The 25,850-nt window shown below is 69.5% G+C and carries 26 protein-coding genes and 1 tRNA gene; 11 read left to right on the top strand and 16 right to left on the bottom strand.

From position 1 onward, the window contains the following. The first annotated feature begins 92 nt into the window (after nt 1-92). Nucleotides 93-1,178, top strand: a complete 1,086-nt coding sequence (locus tag AB0J69_RS37255; protein ID WP_364127460.1) for an alpha/beta hydrolase — start codon at nt 93-95, stop codon at nt 1,176-1,178. Here the strand turns inward: AB0J69_RS37255 and AB0J69_RS37250 are convergent. Together AB0J69_RS37250 and AB0J69_RS37245 are read right to left on the bottom strand one after the other, a co-directional pair. After that, the gene (locus tag AB0J69_RS37250) at nt 1,139-1,963 is read right to left on the bottom strand and encodes an NAD(P)H-binding protein (protein ID WP_364127457.1); all 825 of its coding nucleotides are present in this window, start codon (nt 1,961-1,963) and stop codon (nt 1,139-1,141) included. The two genes, AB0J69_RS37255 and AB0J69_RS37250, sit on opposite strands and share 40 nt — an antisense overlap. A gap of 61 nt (nt 1,964-2,024) precedes the next feature. Continuing rightward, nucleotides 2,025-3,200: an FAD-dependent monooxygenase gene (locus tag AB0J69_RS37245; protein WP_364127454.1), complete on the bottom strand. Its 1,176-nt coding sequence runs from the start codon at nt 3,198-3,200 to the stop codon at nt 2,025-2,027. A 60-nt stretch (nt 3,201-3,260) separates the two neighbouring features. Here AB0J69_RS37245 and AB0J69_RS37240 point away from each other — a divergent pair, with 60 nt between their 5' ends. Then, nucleotides 3,261-3,827: a TetR/AcrR family transcriptional regulator gene (locus AB0J69_RS37240; protein ID WP_364127451.1), complete on the top strand. Its 567-nt coding sequence runs from the start codon at nt 3,261-3,263 to the stop codon at nt 3,825-3,827. Here the strand turns inward: AB0J69_RS37240 and AB0J69_RS37235 are convergent. Next, nucleotides 3,824-4,462, bottom strand: a complete 639-nt coding sequence (locus AB0J69_RS37235; protein WP_364127449.1) for a maleylpyruvate isomerase N-terminal domain-containing protein — start codon at nt 4,460-4,462, stop codon at nt 3,824-3,826. The genes AB0J69_RS37240 and AB0J69_RS37235 overlap by 4 nt on opposite strands. A 102-nt stretch (nt 4,463-4,564) precedes the next feature. Continuing rightward, nucleotides 4,565-5,293, bottom strand: coding sequence for a nucleotidyltransferase (locus AB0J69_RS37230; protein ID WP_364127448.1), 729 nt, complete (start codon nt 5,291-5,293; stop codon nt 4,565-4,567). Nucleotides 5,294-5,303: 10 nt separating this feature from the next. On the opposite strand from AB0J69_RS37230, the gene AB0J69_RS37225 reads away from it, so the two are divergent. Next, nucleotides 5,304-6,119, top strand: a complete 816-nt coding sequence (locus tag AB0J69_RS37225) for an SDR family oxidoreductase (RefSeq protein ID WP_364127445.1) — start codon at nt 5,304-5,306, stop codon at nt 6,117-6,119. Here AB0J69_RS37225 and AB0J69_RS37220 read toward each other — a convergent pair. Continuing rightward, a complete protein-coding gene (locus tag AB0J69_RS37220) occupies nt 6,106-7,044 on the bottom strand; it encodes a ribose-phosphate pyrophosphokinase (RefSeq protein ID WP_364127443.1) in 939 nt (312 codons plus the stop codon). The two genes, AB0J69_RS37225 and AB0J69_RS37220, sit on opposite strands and share 14 nt — an antisense overlap. Nucleotides 7,045-7,077: 33 nt before the next feature. Further along, nucleotides 7,078-7,716: an HAD family phosphatase gene (locus AB0J69_RS37215; protein ID WP_364127440.1), complete on the bottom strand. Its 639-nt coding sequence runs from the start codon at nt 7,714-7,716 to the stop codon at nt 7,078-7,080. A 93-nt stretch (nt 7,717-7,809) separates the two neighbouring features. Here AB0J69_RS37215 and AB0J69_RS37210 point away from each other — a divergent pair, with 93 nt between their 5' ends. After that, nucleotides 7,810-9,609, top strand: a complete 1,800-nt coding sequence (locus AB0J69_RS37210; protein WP_364127438.1) for an alkyl sulfatase dimerization domain-containing protein — start codon at nt 7,810-7,812, stop codon at nt 9,607-9,609. 16 nt (nt 9,610-9,625) lie between these two features. Here the strand turns inward: AB0J69_RS37210 and AB0J69_RS37205 are convergent, their stop codons facing one another. Further along, nucleotides 9,626-10,105 (bottom strand): hypothetical protein, encoded by a 480-nt coding sequence (locus AB0J69_RS37205; RefSeq protein WP_364127435.1) that lies wholly within the window; start codon nt 10,103-10,105, stop codon nt 9,626-9,628. Between the two features lie 22 nt (nt 10,106-10,127). After that, the gene (locus AB0J69_RS37200) at nt 10,128-11,543 is read right to left on the bottom strand and encodes a cytosine permease (RefSeq protein WP_364127432.1); all 1,416 of its coding nucleotides are present in this window, start codon (nt 11,541-11,543) and stop codon (nt 10,128-10,130) included. An 88-nt stretch (nt 11,544-11,631) separates the two neighbouring features. Here AB0J69_RS37200 and AB0J69_RS37195 point away from each other — a divergent pair, with 88 nt between their 5' ends. Next, a complete protein-coding gene (locus AB0J69_RS37195) occupies nt 11,632-13,086 on the top strand; it encodes an MFS transporter (protein WP_364127429.1) in 1,455 nt (484 codons plus the stop codon). Here AB0J69_RS37195 and AB0J69_RS37190 read toward each other — a convergent pair. Then, nucleotides 13,040-14,020 carry an NAD-dependent epimerase/dehydratase family protein gene (locus tag AB0J69_RS37190; RefSeq protein WP_364127426.1) on the bottom strand — a complete coding sequence of 327 codons (981 nt, stop codon included), beginning with the start codon at nt 14,018-14,020 and terminating at the stop codon, nt 13,040-13,042. The two genes, AB0J69_RS37195 and AB0J69_RS37190, sit on opposite strands and share 47 nt — an antisense overlap. A 182-nt stretch (nt 14,021-14,202) precedes the next feature. Between AB0J69_RS37190 and AB0J69_RS37185 the strand changes: the two genes are divergently transcribed. Continuing rightward, nucleotides 14,203-15,567 (top strand): HAMP domain-containing sensor histidine kinase, encoded by a 1,365-nt coding sequence (locus tag AB0J69_RS37185; RefSeq protein WP_364127424.1) that lies wholly within the window; start codon nt 14,203-14,205, stop codon nt 15,565-15,567. Between the two features lie 10 nt (nt 15,568-15,577). Further along, nucleotides 15,578-15,883 (top strand): pyrophosphatase, encoded by a 306-nt coding sequence (locus AB0J69_RS37180; RefSeq protein ID WP_364127422.1) that lies wholly within the window; start codon nt 15,578-15,580, stop codon nt 15,881-15,883. A 47-nt stretch (nt 15,884-15,930) separates the two neighbouring features. Here AB0J69_RS37180 and AB0J69_RS37175 read toward each other — a convergent pair whose 3' ends face one another. After that, entirely contained in the window at nt 15,931-17,718 is a 1,788-nt protein-coding gene (locus tag AB0J69_RS37175; protein WP_364127419.1) for a bifunctional metallophosphatase/5'-nucleotidase, read from the bottom strand. Between the two features lie 164 nt (nt 17,719-17,882). On the opposite strand from AB0J69_RS37175, the gene mshD reads away from it, so the two are divergent. Then, a complete protein-coding gene (mshD, locus tag AB0J69_RS37170) occupies nt 17,883-18,788 on the top strand; it encodes a mycothiol synthase (protein ID WP_364127416.1) in 906 nt (301 codons plus the stop codon). Nucleotides 18,789-18,833: 45 nt separating this feature from the next. Here mshD and AB0J69_RS37165 read toward each other — a convergent pair whose 3' ends face one another. The 3 genes from AB0J69_RS37165 to dcd all read right to left on the bottom strand — a co-directional run bounded on the left by AB0J69_RS37165 (nt 18,834) and on the right by dcd (nt 21,291). Beyond that, entirely contained in the window at nt 18,834-19,838 is a 1,005-nt protein-coding gene (locus AB0J69_RS37165) for an inorganic phosphate transporter (protein WP_364127415.1), read from the bottom strand. Between the two features lie 8 nt (nt 19,839-19,846). Then, complete coding sequence (locus tag AB0J69_RS37160) at nt 19,847-20,464, bottom strand: DUF47 family protein (RefSeq protein WP_106243913.1); 618 nt, start codon at nt 20,462-20,464, stop codon at nt 19,847-19,849. A gap of 251 nt (nt 20,465-20,715) precedes the next feature. Then, nucleotides 20,716-21,291, bottom strand: coding sequence for a dCTP deaminase (dcd, locus tag AB0J69_RS37155; RefSeq protein WP_364127413.1), 576 nt, complete (start codon nt 21,289-21,291; stop codon nt 20,716-20,718). A 99-nt stretch (nt 21,292-21,390) separates the two neighbouring features. On the opposite strand from dcd, the gene AB0J69_RS37150 reads away from it, so the two are divergent. Beyond that, nucleotides 21,391-21,461: transfer RNA gene (locus tag AB0J69_RS37150), tRNA-Gly, on the top strand. 104 nt (nt 21,462-21,565) lie between these two features. Here the strand turns inward: AB0J69_RS37150 and AB0J69_RS37145 are convergent. Both AB0J69_RS37145 and AB0J69_RS37140 read right to left on the bottom strand, forming a co-directional pair. After that, a complete protein-coding gene (locus AB0J69_RS37145) occupies nt 21,566-22,456 on the bottom strand; it encodes a site-specific integrase (RefSeq protein ID WP_364127410.1) in 891 nt (296 codons plus the stop codon). Nucleotides 22,457-22,468: 12 nt separating this feature from the next. After that, nucleotides 22,469-22,801, bottom strand: coding sequence for a hypothetical protein (locus AB0J69_RS37140; RefSeq protein WP_364127408.1), 333 nt, complete (start codon nt 22,799-22,801; stop codon nt 22,469-22,471). Nucleotides 22,802-22,926: 125 nt separating this feature from the next. On the opposite strand from AB0J69_RS37140, the gene AB0J69_RS37135 reads away from it, so the two are divergent. Both AB0J69_RS37135 and AB0J69_RS37130 read left to right on the top strand, forming a co-directional pair. Then, nucleotides 22,927-23,142, top strand: coding sequence for a DUF5919 domain-containing protein (locus AB0J69_RS37135; protein WP_364127405.1), 216 nt, complete (start codon nt 22,927-22,929; stop codon nt 23,140-23,142). After that, nucleotides 23,139-23,966: an inositol monophosphatase gene (locus AB0J69_RS37130; protein WP_364127403.1), complete on the top strand. Its 828-nt coding sequence runs from the start codon at nt 23,139-23,141 to the stop codon at nt 23,964-23,966. The genes AB0J69_RS37135 and AB0J69_RS37130 overlap by 4 nt, the downstream gene beginning before the upstream one ends. A gap of 697 nt (nt 23,967-24,663) precedes the next feature. Here AB0J69_RS37130 and AB0J69_RS37125 read toward each other — a convergent pair. Further along, nucleotides 24,664-25,419: a class I SAM-dependent methyltransferase gene (locus tag AB0J69_RS37125; RefSeq protein ID WP_364127400.1), complete on the bottom strand. Its 756-nt coding sequence runs from the start codon at nt 25,417-25,419 to the stop codon at nt 24,664-24,666. Between the last annotated feature and the right edge of the window lie 431 nt (nt 25,420-25,850).

Here is a 25,850-nt window from a genome sequence, read left to right as displayed (position 1 = left end):
CGGGCCGGAAGGGGCTTTACGACGAAAGTAGTAGGAGCCCGTCGACGATCGGGGCGGGCGCCCGGAGGGGTTGTGCCGCCAGCGTGGTCCCCATGCGTAGAACCGCGGCCGTCACGGCCATGTCGTTGATCATCGTGGGCACCGCCGCCACCCAGGCGCAGGCGGCGGAGCCCGCCCTGCCCGAGCCGACCAGGTCCGAGCCCGTCGGCACGACCAGCCTGCACCTGGTCGACAGGAGCCGTCCCGACCCGTGGAACCCCGAGGCGGACGAGCGCGAGCTCATGGTCACGCTCTGGTACCCGGCCAGGAAGGCCACCGGAGAGCCGGCGCCGTACGTGACCCCGCAGGAGTCGGAGGCGGTGCTCAAGGACCTGCCCGTCCCGAAGGACGCGCTCGCCGAGGTCAGGACGCACGCCCGCCGGAACGCCCCGGCCACCGGGGGCAGGAGGCCGCTGGTCGTCATGTCGCCCGGGTTCAGCTTCCCGCGCGCCACCCTGACCTCGCTGGCCGAGGACTTCGCCAGCCGGGGGTACCTGGTGGCGGCCGTGGAGCACACGTACGAGTCGGTGGGCACCACGTTCCCCGACGGCCGCACCACCTCCTGCCTGGCCTGCGTGGCGGGCCAGGACAGCGCCAAGGTGGCCGCGAGCCGGGTGAAGGACGTCCGGTTCGTCCTGGACGAGCTGACCAGGGGCCGGTGGGGCCGGATGGTCGACCGGTCGCGGATCGCCATGGTGGGCCACTCGATCGGCGGGTACGCCGCCGCCCAGGCCATGCTCGCCGACCCCCGGATCAAGGCCGGGGTCAACCTGGACGGCACCTTCAAGGTCGGCAGGCCGCTCAAGCGGCCGTTCATGCTGATCGGCACGGCCGCGTCGCACACGCCGGAGGGCAAGGACACCTCGTGGCGGGCGGCCTGGACCGACCTGACCGGCTGGAAGCGCTGGATCACGGTGAAGGGGACCGACCACTCGGCCTTCGTCGACTACGCCGTGCTGCGCGAGCAGCTCGGCCTGCCCGCCCAGGAGCTCGGCGGCGCGCGGGCGCTGGAGATCACCCGCGCTCACCTGGCGAGCTTCCTCGACCTGCACCTGCGGGGCATGCGGACCCCGGTCGAGAGCTACGCGGAGGTCACCGATCACTCGCGGAAGGCGTCGGCGTTCTCCGAGGCCCACTGAGCGAAGCCGCGCGCGTCCCGGCCGGTCACCTCGCGCACGGTCGGGACGACGGTGTAGCCCACCTCCGGCGTGTTGCCGAGCGCGTTGACGAGGAACTCGATGGTCTGCTCGCCCATGCCGTCGGCGGCCCACTTGGCCCGCGCCTCGTCCACGGTCAGCTCCACGAACGCCACGTCCCTGCCGATCGAGGCCCCCAGGATCGCCACCTTCTCCCTGAGCGTGATCGCCTCGGGGCCCGTCAGCGTGTACGTCCTGCCGCCGTGTCCGCCCTCGACCAGCACGGTCGCGGCCACGGCGGCGATGTCGCGCTCGTGCACCAGAGCGCTCAGCCGGTCGCCGTACGGCTCCTTGATGACGCCCTCGGTCCTGACCGTGTGGGCCCACCAGCGCAGCGTGTTGGACATGAACTCGACCGGGTGCAGCAGCGTCCACTCCAGGTCGGCCGCGGCCAGCGCCTGCTCCAGCGCGCCGTCCTCGCGCCCGCCGAGCACCGTGGCCCGCCGTACGCCCGCCTTGACGGCCAGCTCCACGAGCCGGGCGCCGTCCGGCAGGGGCGCGTAGTCGTCGCCCGCGAAGTTGATGAAGTGCACGCCGGTGACGCCCTCGAAGGCGGCGGCCACGGAGTCGGGCTCGGCGAGGTCTCCGGCGACGACCTCGACGCCTTCGGGCAGGCCGGCCTCGGCGGGGTTCCTGGTCAGGGCCCGCACCTGCTGCCCGGCCTGGAGCAGCTCCTCGACGACGAGGCGGCCGACGGTCCCGGTGGCACCGGTGACGAGGAAGATCATGGTAAACCCCTGTTCTTTCGGAACGGAACGTTCTGATCTCAGAATATCAGAACGGAACGCTTTATTCCATATAGTTCTTCAGCGAGATGGCGCCGGCCGCGCGGGCGATGGGGCCGGTGATCCGCTCGACCATCCGGTCGCGGCCCGGCAGGTGCGGGAGCAGCCGCATCATCCCGAGCTGGAACCAGAGCGCCACCCGCGACCCCATGACCATGCCCTTCACGTTGGCCGGGCCGAGCGCCTGGTTGGCCGCCACGAACGGCCGCAGCTCCCGCTCGTACCCGTCCGTCCCGCCGCCGGCGGCCAGCTCGCCCGCCAGCACGTACGCCCCCACGAGCGCGAGGCTCGTGCCCTGCCCCGAGGCCGGCGAGGCGCAGTAGCCGGCGTCGCCCACGAGCACGACGCGCCCCTTCGACCACCGGTCCATGTGGATCTGGGAGACCGAGTCGAAGTAGAAGTCCTTGGCGTCGCGCACGCCCTCCAGCAGCGCGGGCACCTGCCAGCCGACCCCGTCCATGGCCCGCGCCAGCAGCTCCTTCTGCCCGGCCACGTCGCGGTGGTCGTAGGCCAGCGGCGCCGACGACCACATGAACAGGGCCTTCGCGCCGGTGTCCTGCCGGGTGCTGTAGACGTTCGCGGTCCTGCCGACGGCCGCGTGCACGGCTTCCTCGCGGTCCAGGCCGAGCGTGTTGGGGACGGTGCAGATCGAGATGTAGTAGCCCAGGTCGCGGGCGAATCGGGACTCCTCGCCGAAGGCGATCCGCCGAGTGTTGGAGTGGGCGCCGTCGGCCCCGACGACCAGGTCGAACGTGCGGGGTGCCGAGCGCTCGAACGTCACCGTGCCGTCCTCGGCGATGCCGGTGACGGAGTCGTCGAAGACGTATTCGACGTCGTCGCGGGTCAGGTCGTACAGCAGCTCGTTGAGGTCGCCGCGCATGATCTCGACGTCGTCGCCGAGGCGCCCGCCGAACAGGTCGGCGTCCAGGGTCGCCACGGGGCGGCCCTTGGCGTCGTAGTGGGTGGCGACGCGCATGTCCGTGCTCCTGGCGCGGATCGCGTCCAGCAGGCCCATGCGCTCGACGACCTCCAGCGCCGCGCCGCGGATGTCCACCTTGTAGCCGCCCTCGCGGATCGAGGGGGCCCGCTCGACCACGGTCACGGTGTGGCCGTGCCGCCGCAGCCAGTACGCCGTCGCGGTGCCGGCGATGCTCGCGCCGGAGATGAGGATGTTCGTCATGCCGATGACAGTACATATGTCTCAGACGCTTGTCTAGGACAGATGTGTTAGTCTCTGGGCATGGGAAACAGGGAAGATCTGCTGGCGGGGGCGAAGCGGTGCCTGATCGAGAAGGGCTACTCGCGCACGACCGCGCGTGACATAGCCAACGCGTCCGGCGTGAGCCTGGCGGGCATCGGCTACCACTTCAGGTCGAAGGAAGCGCTGATGAACGAGGCGCTGTTCGAGGCGATGCGGGAGTGGGGAGACGAGCTGGGGGCGACCCTGTCGGCCGACGTCAAGCCGGAGGCCACGCCGCTGGAGCGGTTCGAGGCGGCGTGGGACCGCGTGGTGGAGTCGTTCGAGCGGCTGCGGCCGCTGTGGGTGACGCAGTTCGAGCTGCTCGGGCAGATCGACCACGTGCCCGAGGTGCGCGAGCAGCTCACCAACGCCATCAAGGAGGCGCGGGTGGGGCTCGCGGAGCTGTTCGAGGGGATCGCGCAGGGCACCGATCCCGAGCGCGAGCGCCTCACCGGAACGGTCTATCAAGCCATGCTGACGGGATTCCTGTCGCAGTGGCTGCTCGACCCGGACAGCGCGCTGTCGGGCCGTGAGGTGGTCACGGCCCTGCGCATGATCACTTCTTAGAAGGCGCTGATGGTGGCCGGCGCCCGCTCGGCCCGGCTCAGCGTGCGGATGACCGCCGTGGGCCCGTGGCGGTGCACGGCCAGCCGGGCCAGCAGCTCGACCACCGGGTCGATCACCGACGTGGGCAGCTCGGGGGTCTCCACCCCCACGCTGGCCGCCAGGTCGTCGGCGTGCACGACCAGCTCCACCAGCCGGGTGAGCAGGAAGTCGTCCAGCCGCAGCGACCAGCCCGACCACGGCAGGTGCACGACCCGGTCGGCGGGCTCGGCGGCCAGCGCGGCGCTCTGCAGCTCCAGCAGCGCCTGGGCCCGCTCGACCAGCACCGAGGGGCCGGCCGCCGCGGCCGCCTCACCACCGCGCCGCACGCTCAGGTTGCTCTCGTGGTCGAGCCCGGCCTGCACCCATGGCGAGCGCGAATAGTGATCGAGGAGCGTGATCGGCTCCTGGATGTCGCCGTTCGGCACGAGGACGTCGCCGACCCTGACGAGCTGGTGCGCCAGATGCCCGGCCAGCCCCGCGACGCTGAACTCCATGAGCGCGCTCGGCTTGTCCCATGACGCCGCCACGGCCGGATCGCGAAGGAGCGACACCGCCGACGCCGCGGCCAACAGATAGGACTGCCTGCTCTCCCCCATTTGCCGCCCTTTCCCCAGGTTCAGGTGGTGAATCGCGCTAAACACTATGCGCAGTAACAACCGGGACGCGCATTGCCATCCTGTCTGGTGAGACCGTTCGTCTCAGGCCAGGGCCCGCCTGATCGCCGACCTGACGAACGCCCGTGCCAGCCGCCCCCTCCGGAACCGGCTCAGCACCGGGGCCGGCGTGCCGTACCGGCGGGCGCGGATGTCGGCCACGACCTGCTCGGGCGCGCCCAGGTCGGCCAGCACGTCGAGCGCCTCCCGCTTGTTGATCAGCCGGCCCTCCCGCAGCGTGACCGTGGCCCTGGCCACCGTCACCATGCCCAGGTCGACCCAGATGTCCTTCAGCCAGCGCCGCCGCTCCTGGGCCTTGACCAGCCAGTAGTCACGCAGGTCCGCGCGGACGAACCGGGCCAGCTCCTCGTCCGACACCGGCGGCAGCAGCTCGGCCGGCGGCGGGCCGTACAGCACCCTGGCCCCCTCGTGCAGCTCGCGCCGGGTGACCGCGGTGACGGGCCGGCGGAAGATCTGCCCGAACGCCCACGTGATGTGCTCGGCCGAGAGATCCTCCAGCTCCTGCCTGGCCAGGTAGGAGCAGTGCAGCCGATCCGCCAGCGGCAGGCGGATCCGGCGGTGCACCGCCTTGATCCGCCGCCAGTGGTCCATCGTCGCGGGGGTGTCGAGCACCGCGATCAGGTCGAGATCGCTGCGTTCCTCCTGGTAGTCGCCGGCTGCCAGGGAGCCGTGCGCCCAGAGCGCCACCAGGGGAACGGCCGGTTGGACACCCTCCAGAAAATGCCTTAGCAGGCGTTCCGTCGCTGCGTGCATGATGGCAACTATGATCGATTCACGGCTGACAGGAAAGGTCGCGCTGATCACAGGCGCCAATCACGGCATCGGTGCCGCCGCCGCGACCGCGCTGGCCGCCGAGGGAGCCGCGGTCTTCCTGACCTACAAACGGCTCGCGCCCCTGAACGAACCGGCCTATCCGGAGACCTACGACCGGGTGCGGGCGGGCAGCGCGGACGACGTGGTGCGGCGCATCCGGGAAGCGGGCGGCACCGCGCAGGCGGCCGAGGCCGACCTGGCCGACCCCGAGACCCCGAAGGCGCTGTTCGACCAGGCCGAGAAGGCGTTCGGCCCGGTGGAGATCCTGGTCAACAACGCCAGCGGCTGGCTCAGCGACACCTTCACGCCCACCGAGCGCGACGGCTTCGGCCGCCCCCTGCGCATGGTGGACGCCGAGACGTACGACCGGCAGTTCGCGGTGGACGTGCGCGCGCCGGCGCTGCTGATCGCCGAGTTCGCCCGCCGGCATTTGGCCCGCGGCGCGAGCTGGGGCCGCATCATCGGGCTGACCTCCGGCGGCCCCGACGGCTTCCCGACCGAGGTCAGCTACGGCGCGGCGAAGGCGGCCCAGGAGAACTACACCATGTCGGCCGCGCACGAGCTCGGCCGGTACGGCATCACGGCCAACATGGTCTACCCGCCCGTCACCGACACCGGCTGGATCAACGAGGAGGTGGAGAAGGCGGTCGCCGGCAGCGGGGTGCTGCGGGAGATCGCCCAGCCCGAGGACGTGGCCGAGGTGATCACGTTCCTGGCCTCCCACCAGGGGCGCCGGGTGACGGGGCAGCTCCTCAGGATGTACTGAACAGGGCGCTCACCGACTCGCCGTCGTGGATCCGGCGCATGGCCTCGGCCAGGGCGGGCGCGATCGACAGCACGGTGAGCTTGTCGCAGGGCTTGGGCGGCGGCACGGTGTTGGTGCAGACGATCTCCTCGACCTCCGGCAGCGCGCTCAGCCGCTCGAGCGCCCCACTGGCGAACAGGCCGTGCGTACACGCTATGCGTACGGACCGGACCCCCTGCTCGCGCAGCCGGTCGAGCAGTTCGATCACCGTGCTGCCCTTGGCGATCTCGTCGTCCAGGATGATCACGTCCTTGTCCGCCACGTCGCCGATCACCGAACTGATCACGACGCGGTCGTCACTGAACCGCTGCTTGGCGCCCATCGCGACCCCGGTGCCGAGCAGGCGGGCGAAGTGCGCGGCCTCCTTGGCGTTGCCGAGGTCGGGGGAGACGACGACCGTGTTCGACAGGTCGTAGCCGCGGAAGTGCTCCGCCAGCTCGCGCAGCGCGTGCAGGTGGTCCACGGGCACGCTGAAGAAGCCGTGCACCTGCGGCGAGTGCAGCGTCATCGCCAGCACCCGGTTGGCGCCCGCGGTGACCATCAGGTCGGCCACCAGCCGCGCGCCGATCGAGATGCGCGGGGCGTCCTTCTTGTCGGAGCGCGCGAAGGCGTAGTGCGGCATCACGACCGTCGTCCTGGCCGCCGAGGCGCCGCGGGCGGCGTCGAGCATGAGCAGCAGCTCGACCAGGTGCTCCTGCACCGGCGGCACGAGCGGCTGGATGAGGAACACGTCGCGCTCGCGGCAGTTGGCCTGGAGCTGGACTTCGAGCACGTCGTTGGCGAAGCGGTTGATCTGGACGGGATGCAGGGGGGTGCCCAGGTGGGCACAGATCTCCTCGGCCAGCTCGGGATGGGCACTGCCGCTGAAAACCGTGATGTCTCGCACGATTCCGTAATCGTAGCCACCGGGGGTGACTCTTTACGAGAGCGACCCCGTGGTGAGCGCGTCGAGGTCCGGCAGCACCCGCCAGGCCAGGGCCAGCGCGTCGGGCGCGGGCGGGTAGCGGGGGTGCGGCACGGCGATCACCCGCATGCCGGCCGCGTACGCCGAGCGCAGCCCGTTGCTGGAGTCCTCGACCGCCACGCAGCCGCGCGGGTCGACCTCCATCCGCCGGGCCGCCTCCAGATAGCCGTCGGGAGCCGGCTTGCCGCGCGGCACCTCCTCGGTGGAGACGGTCGCCGCGAAGCACTCCTTCAGCTCGGCCGCGTCCAGCACCACGTCGATCAGCCGGCGCGGGGAGGAGCTGGCCAGCCCCAGCGTGACCTCCCCCGACAACCGCCGCACCGCCTCCACGGCCCCGGGCATCAGCGGCACCCCGTCGCGGTAGCGCTCGGCCATCTGCTCCACGACCCCGCGGGCGATCTCGTCGGGTGCCATCGCCACGCCGAGCTCATGCAGGTATGAGGCCCACTCCCCGGTGCTCATGCCCATGAGCCTGGACTGGGTGTCGGGTTGCCAGGTGCCGCCGTGGTCCGCGACGAACGCCCGGCGCACCTCCTCCCACACCGGCTCGGAGTCCACCAGCACACCGTCGAGGTCGAACACACAGGCTTCCATCCGGCAAGCCAATCACATCGGCTTGCCGGAGATTCATCCTATTAAGGAGGTCTATTGAGCTATTTGTCCTGTATGCGGGGCATGCGGCTAGGCATGGCAGACCTTCCATTTCACGACAGGGGCGACTTCGAGGACGCGGACCGCGGGTTCATCGCGAAGCTCAGCCCGGCAGTGATCAGAACGGCCGACGGCCGGGTCGTGTGGGACAACGACTCCTACGACTTCCTCCAGGGAGACTGCCCGCGGACGGCCCATCCGAGCCTCTGGCGGCAGGGCCAGCTCTGCACCCGGCAGGGCCTGTACGAGGTCACGGACGGCATCTACCAGGTGCGGGGGCTGGACCTGTCGAACATGACGCTGGCCGAGGGCGAGCGCGGCGTCGTGGTCATCGACCCGCTGATCTCCACCGAGTGCGCCGCCGCGGCGCTGAAGCTGTACCGGGCCCACCGCGGCGACCGCCCCGTCACCGGCGTGGTCTACACCCACGCGCACGCCGACCACTTCGGCGGCGTACGCGGGGTGACCGGCGGCGACGTGCCCATCCTGGCGCCCGCCGGGTTCATGGAGCACGCGGTGACGGAGAACGTCTTCGCCGGCCCGGCCATGATCCGCCGGGCCGTCTACATGTACGGCCCCGCCCTGCCCCGCTCCCCGGAGGGCCAGATCGGCGCCGGCCTGGGCATGACCGCCTCGACCGGCACCATGTCGCTCATCCCGCCCACGGTCGAGATCACGCATACCGGCCAGGAGGAGACGGTCGACGGGGTCAGGATGGTCTTCCAGCTCACGCCGGGCACCGAGGCCCCCGTGGAGATGAACTTCCTCTTCCCCGACCGCCGCGCCCTGTGCCTGGCCGAGAACGCCACCCACAACCTGCACAACGTCCTGCCCCTGCGTGGCGCCGCCGTCCGCGACGCCCGCGCCTGGGCGCGGTATCTGACCGAGGCCATCGCCCTGTTCGCCGACCGGGCCGAGGTGGCCTTCGCCTCGCACCACTGGCCCACCTGGGGCCGCGAGCGCATCGAGCGCTTCCTCTCCCAGCAGCGGGACATGTACACCTACCTGCACGACCAGACCCTGCGCCTGCTCAACAAGGGCCTGACCGGGACCGAGATCGCCGAGGCCGTGCACATGCCGCCCGAGCTGGAGCAGGCGTGGCACGCTCACGGCTACTACGGCTCGGTCAGCCACAACGTCAAGGCCATCTACCAACGCTACCTGGGCTGGTTCGACGGCAACCCGGCGAACCTGTGGCCGCACCCGCCGAGGGAGAGCGCGCACAGGTACGTCGAGTGCCTGGGCGGCGGCGCGGCCGTGGTGGCGTTCGCCAGGCGCTACATCGACGAGAACGACCTGCGCTTCGCCGTCCAGCTGCTCAACCACGCCGTATTCGCCGACGAGGGCAACAAGGAGGCCCGCGACCTGCTGGCCGAGGTCTACACCAGGCTCGGCCACGGCGCCGAGAACGCCACCTGGCGCAACTTCTACCTCATGGGCGCCCACGAGCTGGCCGACGGCATCGTGCCCGCCACCGTCGAGACGCCCTCCTCCGACTTCTTCGCCGCCCTGACCGTGGAGCAGATCTTCGACTCGATCGCCATCCGCGTGGACGGGCCGCGGGCCTGGCACGAGCGCCTGTCCATCGACTGGCACCTGACCGACCTGGGGGAGCGCTACCGTACGACGCTGTCCAACGGCGCGTTCGTCCAGCAGGCGGAGCCGCGCGACGAGAGCGCCGACCTGACGCTCCGGCTGACCAGGGCTCAGCTCGTCGGCCTGCTGTCGGGCAAGGGCGTGGAGGGGGTCGAGCGCGAGGGGGACACGACGGTGCTGCAGCGGCTGGTGGCCGTGCTGGACCGGCCGGTGCCGGACTTCGCCATCGTGACGGCCTGACCGGCACCGGCCGAGCTCACTCGTGGTGACGCTGCTCCATCTCGGCGCGCAGCGCCTTGCAGGCGAACGCGAGCAGCGTCACCACGGCCGCCGCGACGCCCGGCCCGACCAGCAGCGGCACGGTCAGCCCGCCCGCGTGCCAGGCCGCCGCCAGGATCGCCGCCGACGTCAGCACCGTCACGCCGAACATCGCGCCCCACAGCGGCAGCAGCTGCAGGTACGCGAACAGCAGCGGGAACGCCAGCCACACGAACGGCGGCGCCGCCACGGCCAGCACCGCCCACCCGGCGCTCACCAGCCCCAGCCACACGCGCCCGGGGACGGGCCGGCCCTCGATCGCCGGGCTCGCGGCGTACAGGAGGGCGAGCAGCGTGCCGCCCGCGGCCACGGCCATGCGGTCCTCGCGCACCGCGGTGACCACGGCGATCGCCAGCAGCCCGCAGGCGGTGACGTCCACCGTCCAGCGCAGCAGGCGCAACGGAAAGTCCATCATCAATCACCAAGAGTAGCCGCAGCTCTCAGGCGCGGGTCGCGGCCCGGGGTCGCGTGACGGCGGTGAGCATGAGGTACAGGACCCCGGCCAGCACGAGCGCGATGACCACGCCGATGTTCGCCGTCCCGAACGTGCCGCTCTTCAGCTCGTCGCTCATCAGGAAGCCGACGACCCTGGCGATGTTCTCGTCCAGCGAGGTGATGAGCCCGAGCCCGACCACCGACGCCACGACCAGCGACACCAGGCCGGCCCAGTTGAGCGCGGGCGCGCCGGGGCGCAGCAGCCGCTCGTCGTAGGCCCGGCCGCCCGCCCGCAACCGCCACATGTCCACCAGGAAGATCGCGGCCCAGGCCGCCATCACCACACCGATGATCGCCAGGAACGCCTGGAACGTGGCCAGGAAGCTGGTGGAGACGAACAGCAGGTAGTAGCCGCCGAGCACCATGAGCAGGCCGTCGATCAGCACCGCGTAGTGCCGCCTGATGGGCACGCCCAGCGCCAGCATCGACAGCCCGGACGAGTAGATGTCCATGATGGCCCCGGCCAGGAAACCGCCGATGGCGGTCAGCAGGTAGGGCAGCAGGAACCACGTCGGCAGCGCCTCGGCCAGCGCCGCCACCGGGTTGGCGCCCGCCGCCTCGGCCAGCTTCGGGTCGCCGCCGGCCAGCAGCACCCCGAACACGAGCAGCACCATCGGCGGCAGCGCGCCCCCGAGCGTCGTCCACAGGGCCACGGAACGCGGGGACGAGCTCGCGGGCAGGTATCGGGAGTAGTCGGCGCCGCAGTTGACCCAGCCCAGGCCCAGGAGGGTCATGGCGAAGACGACCCCGCCCACCCAGTCTCCGGGGCCGGCCGTCGTCTGCAGCGCGCCGCCGAGCCTCGGGGCCATGAGGATCATGTAGACGACGGTCAGCACGACGAACGCGTACGTCAGGTAGCGCTGGACCACCATGATCATCGCGTGGCCGTACACGCCGACCGCGATCACCACCAGCGCGGCCACGACGAAGCACACGGCGGTGGCCGTGGTGGCGGGCAGGCCGGGTGCGAGCCGCTTGAGGATCTCCGCGCCGCCCTGCGCGGCGAGCGTGACGAGCACGATCTCCCAGCCGACGTTGGAGATGTAGGAGAAGGCGGCGGGCAGCTTGTTCCCCTGGTAGCCGAACGGCGCCCGTCCCAGCGTCATCGTCGGCACGCCCGACCGGGCGCCGCCGATCGCCACCAGGCCCACGAGCAGGAACGACAGCGCGTAGCCCAGGGCGCCGGTGATGATCGCGGGCACCACGCCGAGCTTGAACCCGACGATGTAGACGCCGAAGGCCACGCCGAACAGCGACAAATTGGAGCCCGCCCAGGGCCAGAACAGATCTCGCGGCCGGCCGCGCCGCTCGCCCTCCGGGACCGCATTGATGCCGTTCTGCTCGACCGCCATCGTGCCCATGATCGGACGTTACCCTCGCGCGCGCCGTCCCGGCAAAGAAATCCTGGGTGGGCGATATTTCGCGATCTGTAGGGAATCAAGAGCGCAAATGTTGGGGGCGTCCAAGTTCGACACGCGAAAGCGGGCGCTGGGTGTGTGCCTGGTGGCCGCGTTCATGACGGGGCTCGACGTGAGCATCGTCAACGTCGCGCTGCCGTCGATCCGCGAGGGGCTGCGCGCCACGGAGGACGGGCTGCAGTGGACGCTGTCCGGGTACGCGCTCACGTTCGGCCTCCTGCTGGTCCCGGCCGGGCGGCTGGGCGACGCCAGGAGCCGCCGCACGCTCTTCATGTGGGGCGTGGTGCTCTTCACCGTCTCCAGCGCCGCGTGCGGCTTCGCCTGGAACATGCACGTGCTGATCATGTCCCGGCTGATCCAGGGCATGGCGGCCGGCATGCTCAACCCGCAGGTCTCGGGGCTGATCCAGCAGATGTTCCAGGGGTACGAGCGGGGCCGGGCCTTCGGCGCGCTCGGCGCCACCATCGGCGTCTCCACCGCCGCGGGGCCGCTGATCGGCGGCACGCTGGTGACCGCGTTCGGGCCCGACAACGGCTGGCGGTGGGTGTTCCTGGTGAACGTGCCCATCGGGATGGTGCTGCTGCCGCTGGCCTGGCGGGTGCTGCCCCGGCCGCAGCTCGTGCACCGGCGGCACCAGAGCATGGACCCGGTGGGCGTGCTGCTGCTCGGGGTCGGCGTGGCGGGGCTGCTGCTGCCGTTCATCCAGCGGCACCAGTGGGAGGGGACGGCCAAGTGGCTGCTCATCCCGGCCGCGCTGGCGGTGCTGGGCGGGTTCGTGACGTGGGAGCGGCTCTACCGGCGCGAGCCGCTGGTGGACCTGAGCCTCTTCCGCAAGCGGTCGTACGCCATGGGCTCGGCCATCGCGCTGTTCTACTTCTCCGGCTTCACCGGCATCTTCTTCATCTTCACGCTGTACCTGCAGAGCGGTCACGGCTACACCCCCTTGCAGGCGGGGCTGTCGATCACCCCGTTCGCGCTCGGCTCGGCGTCGGCCGCCATGCTCGGGGGTCACCTGGTGTCGCGGATGGGGCGGCGGCTGGTCGCCATCGGGTTGTCGATGGTGATCGCCGGGCTGCTCGCCACGATGGGCGCCACCGCGCTGGTGCCCGGGCAGGGGGTGGGGCTGGCGACCGCGCTGCCGCTGCTGCTCGCGGGCATGGGCAGCGGCCTGGTCATCTCGCCCAACCAGGCCATCACCCTGTCGGAGGTGCCACCGGCCGGCGGTGGGAGCGCGGCCGGGGTGCTGCAGACGGGGCAGCGGCTGGGCTCGGCCGTCGGCATCGCGGCGGCGGGCTCGACGTTCTTCGGGGCGCTGGGGGACGGCTGGACGACGGCGTTCCGGCACGGGCTGGTCGTGGTGGTGCTGTCGGTCTCCGTCGCCCTGGTGGCAGCCCTCTACGACCTCGTACGCAGCCGCCGCACGTCCCGCCGGCCCGGGCTCACCCCGCCAGGAGTTTCGCCTCCAGGGCCGGATCCAGGCCCTTGAGCGGACGGTCCGGCCGCATGGGCGCCTTCCCGCCGATGCTCCGCAGCCAGGCCCACGTGTCGGCCACCGTCTCCGTCACCGGGCGCACCCGCAGCCCCGCCGCCACCGCCCTGGCCACGTCACCCCCGTGCATGAAGTCGTAGTCGTCGCCCACCAGCCAGATGGGCAGCCCGGTCCACGGCTGCACCCCGGCCGCCAGCAGCCGCTCCGCCTCGATCCAGCGCAGCTCGGCGCCGGACCCGGTCACCGTCACGCAGGCTTCGAGCAGCTCCCGCATCGTGGTGAAGCCCGGCGGGCTCACCACGTTGAACGCCCCGCCGGTGCCCCGCGCGGCCGCCTCCAGGCACCACACGGCCAGGTCGCGGGCGTCGATGAGCTGCAGCCCGAGATCTCCGGGAGCGGGCGCGAGCACCGGCCCGCCGCGTGCGATCCGGCTCAGCCACCAGGGCAGCCGCCCGACGTTCTCGTAGGGCCCGAGGATCAGCCCCGCCCGGGCCAGCAGCGCCCGGTCCCCGAACGCGGCCACGGCCCCCAGCTCGGCCCCCGCCTTGTTCCTGGCGTATTCGCCGTCCCCGTCGTCAGCCGAGGCCGCCACCACGGGCGCGCTCTCGTCGGCCCCGAACGGCACCGGATCGGCGTAGACCGACCGGCTGGACACGTAGACGTAGTGGCCCGCCCGGCCGGCCAGCAGCGCGGCCGTGTCCCTGACCGCCGAGGGCGCCCACGACCAGGTGTCCACCACGACGTCCCACTCGCCGCGCGCCAGCGCCGCCAGCCCGCCGGGCGCCGACCGGTCGCCGCGCAACGCCGTCACCCCCGCGACCGGCTCGTGGGTGCCCCGGTTGAACGTCGTCACCTTCCACCCCAGCGCCAGCGTCTCCTCGACGAACGCCCGACCCACGAACTCCGTGCCGCCCAACACCAGAACCCTCATGGCACCCCACCCTGGCCGCTGGATCCCCCGCGCGGAAGGCGTGCACGCCCTCAGCGGAATCGCCTTCAGCGAAAGATGCACGGAGAGTATCCAGAGAATGATCACTGAAGCCAAAAAGCCATGTTGCGTGCGTCCGCTGCGGGTAAATGTCACACACAGTAATCACCAGAGGGTGGGGTGCGATGGCACGACGGTTGTTTCCTCGCTCGATCCGGGCGCGCCTGACCACGATCGCGACCCTGCTGGCCGCGGTGGTCCTCATCGGCACGTCCGCGCTCACCCTCGCCACCGTGCCGGACAACCTGCAGGGGGTCGTCCACGCGAGGGTGGAGCTGGCCGTGCGGCGGGTGGCGGGCGAGGCACGCACGGGGAGGCTGCCCGGCGTGCTCAGGACGACGCCACGCGTGCAGGTCCTCGGGGTGGTCGCCGGCTCCGGCAAGGTGCTCGCGAGCAGTTCCTCCTTCCCCATCGGCACGCGCATCACGACGTTCAGGCCCCGCCGGCTCGAAACCGTCGAGACCAGGGAGATGGAGCTGCCGCGCCACCCGGGTGAACCCCCGGCCGACCATCTGGTGACCGCCGTCGCCGTCCGCACGCCCACCGGGACGGCCACCGTGTACGGGGCCTCCTCGCTCGACGACGTCGGCCAGGCCCTGCGCTGGATCCACCTCCTGGTGTTCCTCGGCACCCCGTTCGTCCTGCTCGTCGTCGCGGGCGTCACCTGGGCCGCCGTCAGGTCCGCCCTGCGCCCGGTCGAGCGCATCCGGGCCGAGCTGGCCGAGATCACCGGCCGTGACCTCAGCCGGCGCGTCCCCGTACCCGACACCGGCGACGAGATCGCCGACCTGGCCGCCACCACCAACCACACCCTGCACCGCCTCGAACGCTCGGCCGAGACCCAGCGCCGCTTCGTCGCCGACGCCTCGCACGAGCTGCGCAGCCCCGTCTCCGCCCTGCGGGCCCAGCTCGAGATGGCCACCACCTATCCGGACGAGACCGACTGGCCGGCCACCGGCGCGCGGGCCCTGGCCGCCGCCGAGCGCCTCACCGGCATCATCGACGAGCTGCTGATGCTGGCCAAGCTCGACGCGGGCGCGCTCACCCAGCGCCGCGTGGTGGACGTGTGCGGCCTGGTGGAGGAGCAGGTACGCCGCCGCGTGGGCCGCGAGATCCCCATTTACCTGCACCTGTGCGAGAGAGCACCGGTCCTCGGCTCGCCCCTGCAGCTCGACCGCCTCCTGACGAACCTCCTCGACAACGCCGACCGGCACACCGCGACCCGGATCGACGTCGACGTGGTGGTGAAGGGGGAGCGCGTGTACGTCATGGTGACCGACGACGGCGACGGGATCGCGCCGCAGGACAGGGAGCTGGTGTTCGAGCGGTTCACCCGGCTGGAGGACGCCAGGGCTAAGGAGAAGGGCGGCAGCGGCCTCGGGCTGCCCCTGTCGAGGGAGATCGCCACGGCCCACGGCGGCACCCTCACGATCGCCGACCACTCACCGGGCGCCAAGTTCGTGGCCGACCTGCCGCTGCACCGGTCCTAGACTCGGCGGCATGGATCTGCGCGAGCTCTCCGACGAGATCGAGTCCATCTCCCAGCGCTACGCGGACAAGATCGGCATCGAGCGCGACGACACCTGGTTCCTGCTGAAACTGCAGGAGGAGGTCGGTGAGCTGACCCAGGCGTTCCTCATGCTCACGGGCCGGGCCAGGCAGAAGGGGCGCACGGAGGAGGAGCTCGGCGACGAGTTCCGCGCGGAGCTGGCCGACGTCGTGTGCCACGTGCTGCTCATGGCCCGCCATCACGGGGTGGACCTGGAGGCGGAGGTCGAGCGGAAATGGCTGGCCTGGAAACGGTGAAGGCCCGCCCCCTTTGACGGGAGGCGGGCCCTTTGCGGGAATCGTCCTCAGTCGACCACGGTGATGCGGTTCGTGGCCGGCGGGGCGATGGGGTTGTCCCTGCCGAGCTGCTCGACGAAGGCGTCGATGTCCAGCGGCCCGCTCCACAGGTCGGCGCCGTCCCGGAAGGCGAGGAACGCATCACCGCCGCCCACCAGGAAGTTGTTGGCCGCGACCCGGATCGTCTGCGTGTCCGTGACCGGCACCCCGTCGATCTTCATGTCGGAGATCTTGGAGCCCCAGGCGGCGCCGCGGCTGTAGGTGTAGGTGAAGTTCGCCGACGGCTGCAGGATCTTGGTGAACGCCTGGTTGTTCGGCCCGCCGGTGAACTGCTGCTCCAGCACCGTCTTCAGCTGGGCGCCCGTCAGGGTGACGACCTGCATCAGGTTGTTGAACGGCTGCACGGTGAACGCCTCGCCGTACGTGACGACGCCGTCGCCCTCGTTGGCCGGTGAGGTGGCGTACGACAGGGACGCGCGCACCCCGCCCGGGTTCATCAGCGCGATCTGCGCGTTGCCGCCCGTCCTGGTGGCGGCGAGCTGGCCGTCGGCGATGAGGTTGCCGAGGGGGGACTCGCCCGACGGCGCTGCCGCGTTCGTGATGTCGGCACTGATCCTGCCGACCGCCTTGTTCGCGACGGGCGCGACGCGGTCCTTCCACGTCTGCACGAACGCCGAAATTTCGGGATCGGCGGCGACCGTGCGGGTCACGACGTGGTTGTCCGCGACGACCGAGGCGCGGTCGATCTCCCGGGTCCGGACGTTCACCTGCAGGTCCACCTGCGTGATGACGCGGCCGAACGAGCCGCCCTGCGAGTACACGCGGTCGTTGCCCGCCGGGTCCTTCACCTTGCACAGGTACGCCTGGTGCGAGTGGCCGCTCAGGATGAGGTCGACCTCGGCGTCCACCTGCGTGGCGATGCGGTTGCCCGCACCCGGCACGGCGGCGCAGGCGTCGGGCGACTGGCCGGCGGTCACCTGGTCACCCTCGTGCACCAGGACGACCTGGGCCTTCACCCCCACGAGCTTGAGCAGCTTGGAGGCCACGTTCGCGGCTTTGACCTCGTCCACGAACTTGAGGTCCTTGATCCCCTCGCTCGTGACGATGCTCGGCGTCGTCTGCGTGACCAGCCCGATGAAGCCGATCGGCACGCCGTTCATCCACTTGATGCTGACCGGCGGCAGCGCGGGCACGCCCCAGTCCCGCAGGACCTGCTTGACCTGGGCCGAGTTCGACCCGCCGAGGGCCGCCAGCGCGTCGGTCCTCTCGTTGGGGTTCTTGAACAGGACGTTCGCGCCCACGTAGTCGAACTTGGCGCCCTTCCACGGGCCTGCGGGCGAGCAGCCGTCCACCGGGTGGCAGCCGCCGTCCATGATGCGGCGCAGCTCGGTGTAGCCCTCGTCGAACTCGTGGTTGCCGACCGCGGCCACCTTGAGCCCCAGCTTGTCCATGAACTCGATCGACGGCTCGTCGTGATAGGCCGCCGAGATCAGCGGGGTCGCGCCGATGAGGTCGCCCTGGGCCACGGCGATGGTGTTCCTGTCGGACAGGGCCTTCATGTGCGTGGCGACGTAGGCCGCGCCGCCGGCGTCGACCGTGTGGCCGTGCTCGTCCACCATGCGGCCCGAGGACCCGGTCGGCGGTTCGAGGTTGCCGTGGAAGTCGTTGAGCGCGAGCAGCCGGACGGGAACCGTCTTGGGGGCCTTGCTCGCGTCCGCCGGAAGGGTGGCGAGCAGGACACCACCCGAGGCGACGGCTCCGGCCAGCGCCAGCCGGAGGAGGGAACGAGACGTCATGCCCCAAGACGTTACGGCCGGAACCTATGCAACCAATGTCGCAAAGGTAACGATTTGCCGGGCTGTCACATGGCGTTATTTGCCAGACGGACGCCTAGAGTTCGTTCCGTGAGTGAGCGAAGCAGACGCAGGATTTCGTGCACGGGGCCGACCGAGGAGGTCCGGTGAACTCGCGCGTGGAGATCAGGGAACGGCTGGACGACCGAGCGGTCGACGAGGTGCTCGGCCTGGTGGCGGCGGCGACGGAGGCCGACGGCGTCCGCCCGCTCAACGAGCACGTGATGCTGCACCTGCGGTACGGCGGGGACCCGCAGGCCCGCTCCCTGCTGCTGTACGCGGGAACGACCCTGGCGGGCTACGCGCACGTCGATCCGACGGACGAGGTCGAGGGCCCGAGCGTCGAACTGGTCATCCATCCGGCCCACCGCCGCCGCGGCCACGGCGCGAGCCTGCTGCGCGCGGTCATGGACCAGACGGCCGGTAGGCCCCGCCTGTGGGCGCACGGCGACCACGCGGGCGCCGGGGCCCTGGCCGCGTCCTTCGGCTTCGAGCGGGTCCGCTCCCTCTGGCAGATGCGCCGCTCCCTGTTCGCGCCCCTGGCGCCCTACACGTTGCCGGCGGGCGTGAGCCTGCGTACGTTCGTGCCCGGGCGGGACGAGGAGGGCTGGCTCAAGGTCAACGCCGCCGCCTTCGCCCACCACCCCGAGCAGGGCGCCTGGACGGTGGACGACCTGCTCCGGCGCGAGCAGGAGCCCTGGTTCGACCCCGAGGGCTTCTTCCTGGCCTTCCGCGACGACCGGCTCGTCGGCTTCCACTGGACGAAGATCCACGGCTCGTCCGACCACGGGCACGAACCGCTCGGGGAGGTCTACGTCGTCGGCGTCGACCCCTCGCAGCAGGGCACCGGCCTGGGCAAGGCGCTCACCCTGGCCGGCCTGCACCATCTGCGCTCGCGCGGCCTCGCCCAGGCGATGCTGTACGTGGACGAGGCCAACACGGCGGCGATCGGTCTGTACGAGTCCCTGGGCTTCGCCCGCTGGGACGTGGACGTGATGTACGGGGGCGGGTGACGTACGGGTGGCGACCGCCCTTCCGGGTGGTCGCGGAGACCCGGCTTACTCCACGATCGCGTGAAGCACGAAGTAGGAGAGTGCGGCCACCAGGGCGGCCGCCGGGATGGTGAGGATCCAGGCGGTCACGATGTTCCCCGCCACCCCCCACCGCACGGCGCTGAGCCGCTTGGTGGCCCCCACACCCATGATCGCCGAGGTGATCGTGTGCGTGGTGGAGATGGGTGCCCCGAACCCGATGGCGGCCCCGTACAGCACGGTCGCCGCCGCCGACTCCGCGGCGAACCCCTGTGGCGGGTCCAGCGCGATGATGCGCCGGCCCAGCGTACGCATGATGCGCCAGCCACCCGCGTACGTCCCCAGCGAGATCGCCCCCGCGGCGGCGAGGATGACCCACTGCGGGATGGGATCCGTCGGCTGGGCGAAACCGCCGACGGTGAGGGACAGGAAGATCACACCCATCGTCTTCTGCGCGTCCTGCAGCCCGTGCCCGAGCGCCATGGCGGCGGCCGAGACGGTCTGCGCGTAGCGGAAGCCGCGGTTGGTCTTGCCCGGCTGGCTGTTGCGGAAGATCCAATATATTGCGATCATGATCACCGCGGCCAGGGAGAACCCGACCAGCGGCGACAGGATCATCGGGATCACGACCTTCTCGAGGACGCCGTCCCAGTGCACCACGCTGGCCGAGGCCATCGCGGCGCCCACCAGGCCACCGATCAGCGCGTGGCTGGAGGAGGAGGGCAGGCCGAAATACCAGGTGATCAGGTTCCAGGTGATCGCGCCGATCAGTCCCGCGGCCACGATCACCAGGCCGTGAGAGCCGTTCGGCGCGTCGATGATGCCCTTGCCGACCGTCTGTGCGACCTGGGTGCCCAGATGGGCGCCGATGAAGTTCATGGCCGCGGCCATGAACAACGCGGCCCTGGGGGTCAGGGCCCGGGTCGAGACGGAGGTCGCGATGGCGTTCGCCGCGTCATGGAAACCGTTGGTGTAGTCGAAGACAAGGGCGATGACGACCACGCCGATGACGAGGGCGAGCGTGAGGTCCACAGCTGGGCCTAGCTTTCCTTGACCGCGATCGACTCGACGGTGTTGGCCACGTGCTCGAAGGCGTCGGCCGCCTCCTCGAGGGCGTCGACGACCTCCTTCATCTTCATGACGGTGAGGGCGTCGTACTCACCGCTGAACAGCTTGGCCAGCAGCCTCCTGTAGACCTGGTCGCCCTGGTTCTCGAGGCGGTTGACCTCGATCCAGTACTCGTTGAGGTTCTTCATCGAGCGCAGGCGCGGCATGGCCTCGGCGGTCAGCTCCGCCGCCCGCTCCAGCACCTCCACCTGTCGTACGACGTCCTTGGGGAGATGGTCGATCTGGTACAGGACGATGAGGTCGGAGGCCGCCTCCATGGCGTCCATCACGTCGTCGAGGTTCGAGGCCAGCCGGTAGATGTCCTCGCGGTCGAACGGAGTGATGAAGCTCTCATTGAGCCGGTTCATGATCGCATGAGTGCGTTCGTCACCGGCGTGCTCGCAAGCGCGCATCTTCTCGGCCAGGGCTTCCCTGTCCGAGCCGTCACTGATGATCTCGACCAGTAGACGGGATGCCGTGACCAGGTTGTTCGCCGAGTCGGCGAACAGGTCGTAGTAGCTGTCCTCACGTGGCGTGAGACGCAGGCGCACGTCGTTCTCCAGATGTGCGGGGATGGTCCGTGGAAGAGGGTATGGCTTACCAGGCGAAATGCGAACTTCATGTCCCCTTCGCCTACTGGCTACCCGGCGTTGGTTGTGCAACACCGCTGTTCCGCGTAGTTTTGGGCCTTTTTGGCAGGTTGCGGTGGCTTGGGGGCATCGCAAAGCCCCGCGCGCGAGGCGGGTCAACCGGCTGCGCTCACCTACTTGTTCCCCCGATGTTCACCTGTTGTTCATCTGAATCAGATCTTGGTGCGGTGAAAGTTCCGGAACGACCTCGACGGGGTGGGGCCGCGCTGGCCCTGGTAGCGGGAGCCGTACTTGCTGGACCCGTACGGGTGCTCGGCCGGGGAGCTGAGCTTGAACAGGCACAGCTGCCCGATCTTCATCCCCGGCCACAACTTGATCGGCAACGTCGCCACGTTGGACAACTCCAGCGTCACATGCCCGCTGAACCCCGGATCGATGAACCCGGCCGTCGAATGCGTCAGCAACCCCAGCCGGCCCAGCGAACTCTTCCCCTCCAGCCGCGAGGCCAGATCGTCGGGCAGGCTGACGACCTCGTACGTGGAGGCCAGCACGAATTCACCCGGATGCAGGATGAACGGCTCGTCCCCGTCGGGCTCCACCATCCGCGTGAGATCCGGCTGCTCGACGGACGGGTCGATGTGCGGGTACCGGTGGTTCTCGAACACCCGGAAGAAGCGGTCGAGCCGCACGTCGATGCTGGAGGGCTGGATCATGCCCGGATCGAACGGCTCCAGGGAGAGCCGTCCGGCGTCGATCGCAGCGAGGATGTCACGGTCAGATAGCAACACGGTGAGCAACTTACCGGTCGCGCCGAAAGTGTGTGGGGCTGGGATTGCTGTTGTGCGCCAAGTTTCCGCTACAGTGGGGGACGCGACTTCGGGTCGTACGCGGGTGTAGTTCAATGGTAGAACATCAGCTTCCCAAGCTGACAGCGCGGGTTCGATTCCCGTCACCCGCTCTCCGTGTCAAGGCCCAGGTGGGGATGTGAATCCCGACTCGGGCCTTAGTTGTTTCCTGCCTCGTTCGATCTTCGCGGGCCATTAACGGGCCATTAGCTCTTGATCACCCTGCCGGGACCAGTGTGCCCGCCGTGCCCTCGTCGTCATCGTCGCGTGCTTCGAGTTGCCGGTCGATGGCGTTGGTGATCGCCTCGTCGGCTCCTCTGACCGCGTGCTGGTAGATCATGGCCGCCCGTACGTTGTCGTGCCCCATGCGAGCCATGAGGTCCTTCAGCCCCGCGCCGGGCTCGGCGGCCAGCATGTTCCCGGTGTGCCTCAGGTCGTGGAAATGAAGCCCCGGCAGGCCCATCTCCGTGACGACATCCACCCACCGAGTGCGCGTGCTGAAGCCGCTGCGACGTATCGGCCCGCCCTTGGCCGCTGGGAACATCAGTGAGCCCGCCTCGCTCTGGACATAGGTGTCCATGTGCTCCTGGAGGACGGGGACGATGCTCTGCGGGATGCCGACCGTTCGGCGTCCGGCCTGGGACTTGGGAGGCCCCAGCATCAGCCCGCCAGCCGAGCGCTCGACGAAGGCGACCCGGACGCGGACCGTACGCGCCTTGAGATCGACATCCATCCGGCGTAGCGCGCTGACCTCACCCCAGCGCAAGCTCGCGAAGGTGGCCAGAAGCACCATCGCTCGGAAGCGCCGATCCTGGGTCGAGTCGGCCTTTCCCTCCATGGCCATCTTCCACAGCGCCCGCTCGGCCTCCGCCTGGGTGAGGAAGATCTCCGGATGTGTCCGCATCGCACCGTGTCGCTGGAAGCGCAACCGGTATGCACCGTCCTTGACCGTGCGGACGCTACCGATCGGACGCAGCCCCACCCGCTCGGCGAGCTCGAACACCTGGGAGACGGTGAGCACCGGACGCTCTTCTGCATGCTCGTCGCCGGCCCCGCGGATTCGGCACGGGTTGTGCGGGATGATGCGGTCATCCTCGGCGGCGGTCATGAGTAACAGCCCTCAGCAGCCGGTACGCCTTGGCCGCCATACTCGCGGATACAGCGTTGCCGAGCAGATCGGCCCGCCACAGCCGAACGGTAGACGTGCTGATCTGGCTATCTGGACGTTGCCGAGATAGGGCGCGATGTGCTTCTTGAGCAGCCAGCGATAGAGATCGACAGTTCGAGGTCGCAAGCCAGGGCGTTGGGCAATCCAGGTCTCGGCGTATTCCCGCAGCTTGATCTTGCCGCGATCTGGATCGTTCCATTCCCCCTTGATGACCTGTGCCTCGATGAGCGACAGCGCCCGTTCCGCGTCAGACTTGCGCTCGTAGGTCTCGGTGCCTGTGCGCATTCGGCCGTACGGTCCGGGGTAGCGGATCTGGTCCTCCCGGACTCCCGCTTGCGGACGTTGCCGAAACGGCGGTGGTTGTCCTTGTTCACCATCAGGCGGCCCTCCCGGTTGCGTCGAAGGTCGTCATGGGCGCGACGGTCCCGGCGACGACGAAGGCGACGATCCGATTCAACTTGATCATCGTGGATCGGGCGTTGTGTGTGGTTCAGCCGTACCTACCGCAGGCACGCGGAGTCGATTCACCAACGTTCGCGATCAAAGACAACACCGCCGCAGAGGGGCTGTTCCCCATCTTCGACCAGGTGTTCAGGGATATGTGGGAGCGGAGTAAACCTGTATGACCATCGACGCCCGAACTTTTCTCCCCATCGCTGAACGCGCCGTATCGATCGCCGGCGAGATCATCCGCACCAAGGCTCCCGGCGTCATCACGGTCAAGGGAGACCGGGACATGGCGACCGAGGTGGACTACGCCGTGGAACATGCCGTACGGAAGTTCCTGTCCCGCGAGACGCCTGAGATCGGATTCCTCGGCGAGGAGGAAGGCGTCAGCCATACGGGCGACGGGCTGATGTGGGCGCTGGACCCCGTGGACGGAACGGCCAACTTCCTGCACGGCATCCCGCTGTGCGGCGTCTCTCTCGGCCTGATCGACAAGGACACACCCACACTCGGAGTGATCGACCTGCCGTTTCTCAACCTCCGCTACTCAGCGGCCGAAGGCGCCGGAGCTGTCGCCAACGGCTCCGACATCCGGGTCAGCGATGCCCGCGACTTGCAGACCGCGATCGTGGCCATCGGCGACTACGCCGTAGGCGAGAACGCGCACGAGCGGAACCGGCCCCGGCTCGCCCTGACCCAAGAACTCGCCGCTCGCGTTCAACGCATCCGCATGTTCGGCTCAGCCGCGATCGATCTCGCCTGGGTGGCTGACGGCAGGATCGACGCCAACATCATGCTCAGCAACAATCCCTGGGACACCGCAGCAGGCGTCATCATCGCTCGTGAGGCGGGAGCCATGGTGGTCGATCTCGACGGCAGCCCGCACAGCATGACCGTTGCCCAAGCAACGATCGCCGCAAGCCCCAAGCTCGTGGCCGACCTCGTGGAACTCATCGCCGAAGCCCGCAAGGTTGCGGTGTTCGACCCGAACATTGCCGAATAGCTCTTGTAGGTGTCAAGCGGCGGCGCGGCGCGCCGCCGTACCCCCGGCCCTCCGCCCGCCAGCCGTCCGGGCGTGCGGCCTGGGGGCCGGTCCCGGACGGCGGCGGGACACCGGGCCGGGCACCGCGCGCCGGCCCCGCCGTACCAATCGAACGCTCCGACCGGGGTTGCCGCACCGCCGCACAGATGCAGCCCTACGATCGCCACTGCATGGCTGGACGCCGTACGTGCTTGGGGGCGATCGACGATCCAGGGTTCGTTCCTCACCCTGGCTCACCGAAGAAACGGGTTGCTCACCGCTACTCCGTGCCCCGCACCACCATAAGGAGATGAAGATCCACTGACAGAGTTCAGGGTGAGTGCGACGCCCGCGAACTGGTGCTTGTCCGGGACGGGGAGAACGTCGAAACCGATTCCCTGTGCCGACTGGTATCCGGCACCTGGCACAGTCCCTACGACGGCGGCGTCTGGACCGACCCGCTAGATCTCGACATCGACCACATGGTATCTGTAGCTACCGCATAGATCAGCGATGTTGAGGCAGGTCAGAACGTCGATGACATACCGCTGACACTCTTACCGGTGGTGCATCTATTCGCCGTCCAAGGCTGCGAGCCGTTTACCGGATCTGCCGATGAGAGGGCTCAAGTCTCCCGCGAGCAACCGCGCGGTCCGGCCAGGGACTGCGAGCCCGTTGTCTATACCTTGCTCGCCACCACCATGTAGTTCTCGGCCTCAGGGTTGAACGTGCTCATTTCCGCCCGGAGTCCGACGCGGTTCAACTCGACTTCGAGTTCGTCGTATCGGTACGGCCAGCACGACAGCAGTTCCGAGCGGACAAGAACCGACCCAGCCGCATCAACTTGCGCGATCGCAATCTCGATGTGGTGCTCGTCCTCCCAATGCGGCGCAATCTCCCAGCGGTAGACCACGACGGCATTGCGACCGTTCCGGCGGACGAGTCGGTCACTGATGTCCAGCCGGGAACCTCTGGCCCTCACAAGTTCCCAAGTACGGGAGGTGAGCACCAAGCGCCCGCCAGGGCGCAGAAGCCGTGACATCGACTCCAGAGCAGCAACCCTGCCTCTCGCGCCCACGGCATGGTGCAGCGAGTTACCAACGCAGAACACCATGTCGAAGGTGGCGTCATCGAAGTGGTCGGGCAACTCTTGCCAGTCCGCTCGCACTGTCCGGACAGATGCCTTGAACTCCTCAGCCAACTCCGCAGTCCGGCGAACCATCGCTTCGCTGGCGTCAGTTGCGACAACCTGCATGCCAAGACCGGCGAGGCCGACCGCCAACTGTCCGGTTCCGCACGAACAATCGAGGACGTCAGCGTTCGACGGGAGGAGACTGAGGACGTCATCGAACGATGCAGCGAAGTCGGCCGGAGCCAGCTTTGCATCCGAGATGAGCCACTCGTACACCTCGGCAAGCGCGTTATAACCCGTCACAACTACTACCTCTGTACGCGGCAGACTCACGGTGGGACGTCAGTACATCAGCGGAGCAAGTCGGTCCACAAATGGTTTCGCAAGGGCAGCCCGTCCGCTCACGGCCGCATTCCGCGCGCTTCGTGTCACCCCTCATACGCCTGAAGTCGCCGTCGCAGGCTGAGATTCTCGCCGTGCGCAGCGGCCAGTGCCTTCTGCAACTCCGCGACCTCGGTGCGGTGCTTGGCCTTCGCCTCACGAAGTTGGCTGGCCAGTGCTCGGACTGCACTGCTGGTCGTGTCCTCAGCCAAAGGCGAGCAGACCAAGGCCATGGGGGCAAGGTTGTTCGTCCAGTGGGGGTTCTGGCGCACTTTCTGTGGTCCGGTTGCTGTGAGTGATCAGCGGTTATGGTGCGAGGAGGACGCGTTTGCGGAGCAGGTCGAAGTTGGCCC

It is taken from the genome of Nonomuraea sp. NPDC049709 (assembly GCF_040674815.1).
Classification (GTDB): Bacteria; Actinomycetota; Actinomycetes; order Streptosporangiales; family Streptosporangiaceae; genus Nonomuraea.
Note: the sequence above shows the minus strand (reverse complement) of the source record. Positions and strands in the feature narration are given on the sequence as shown.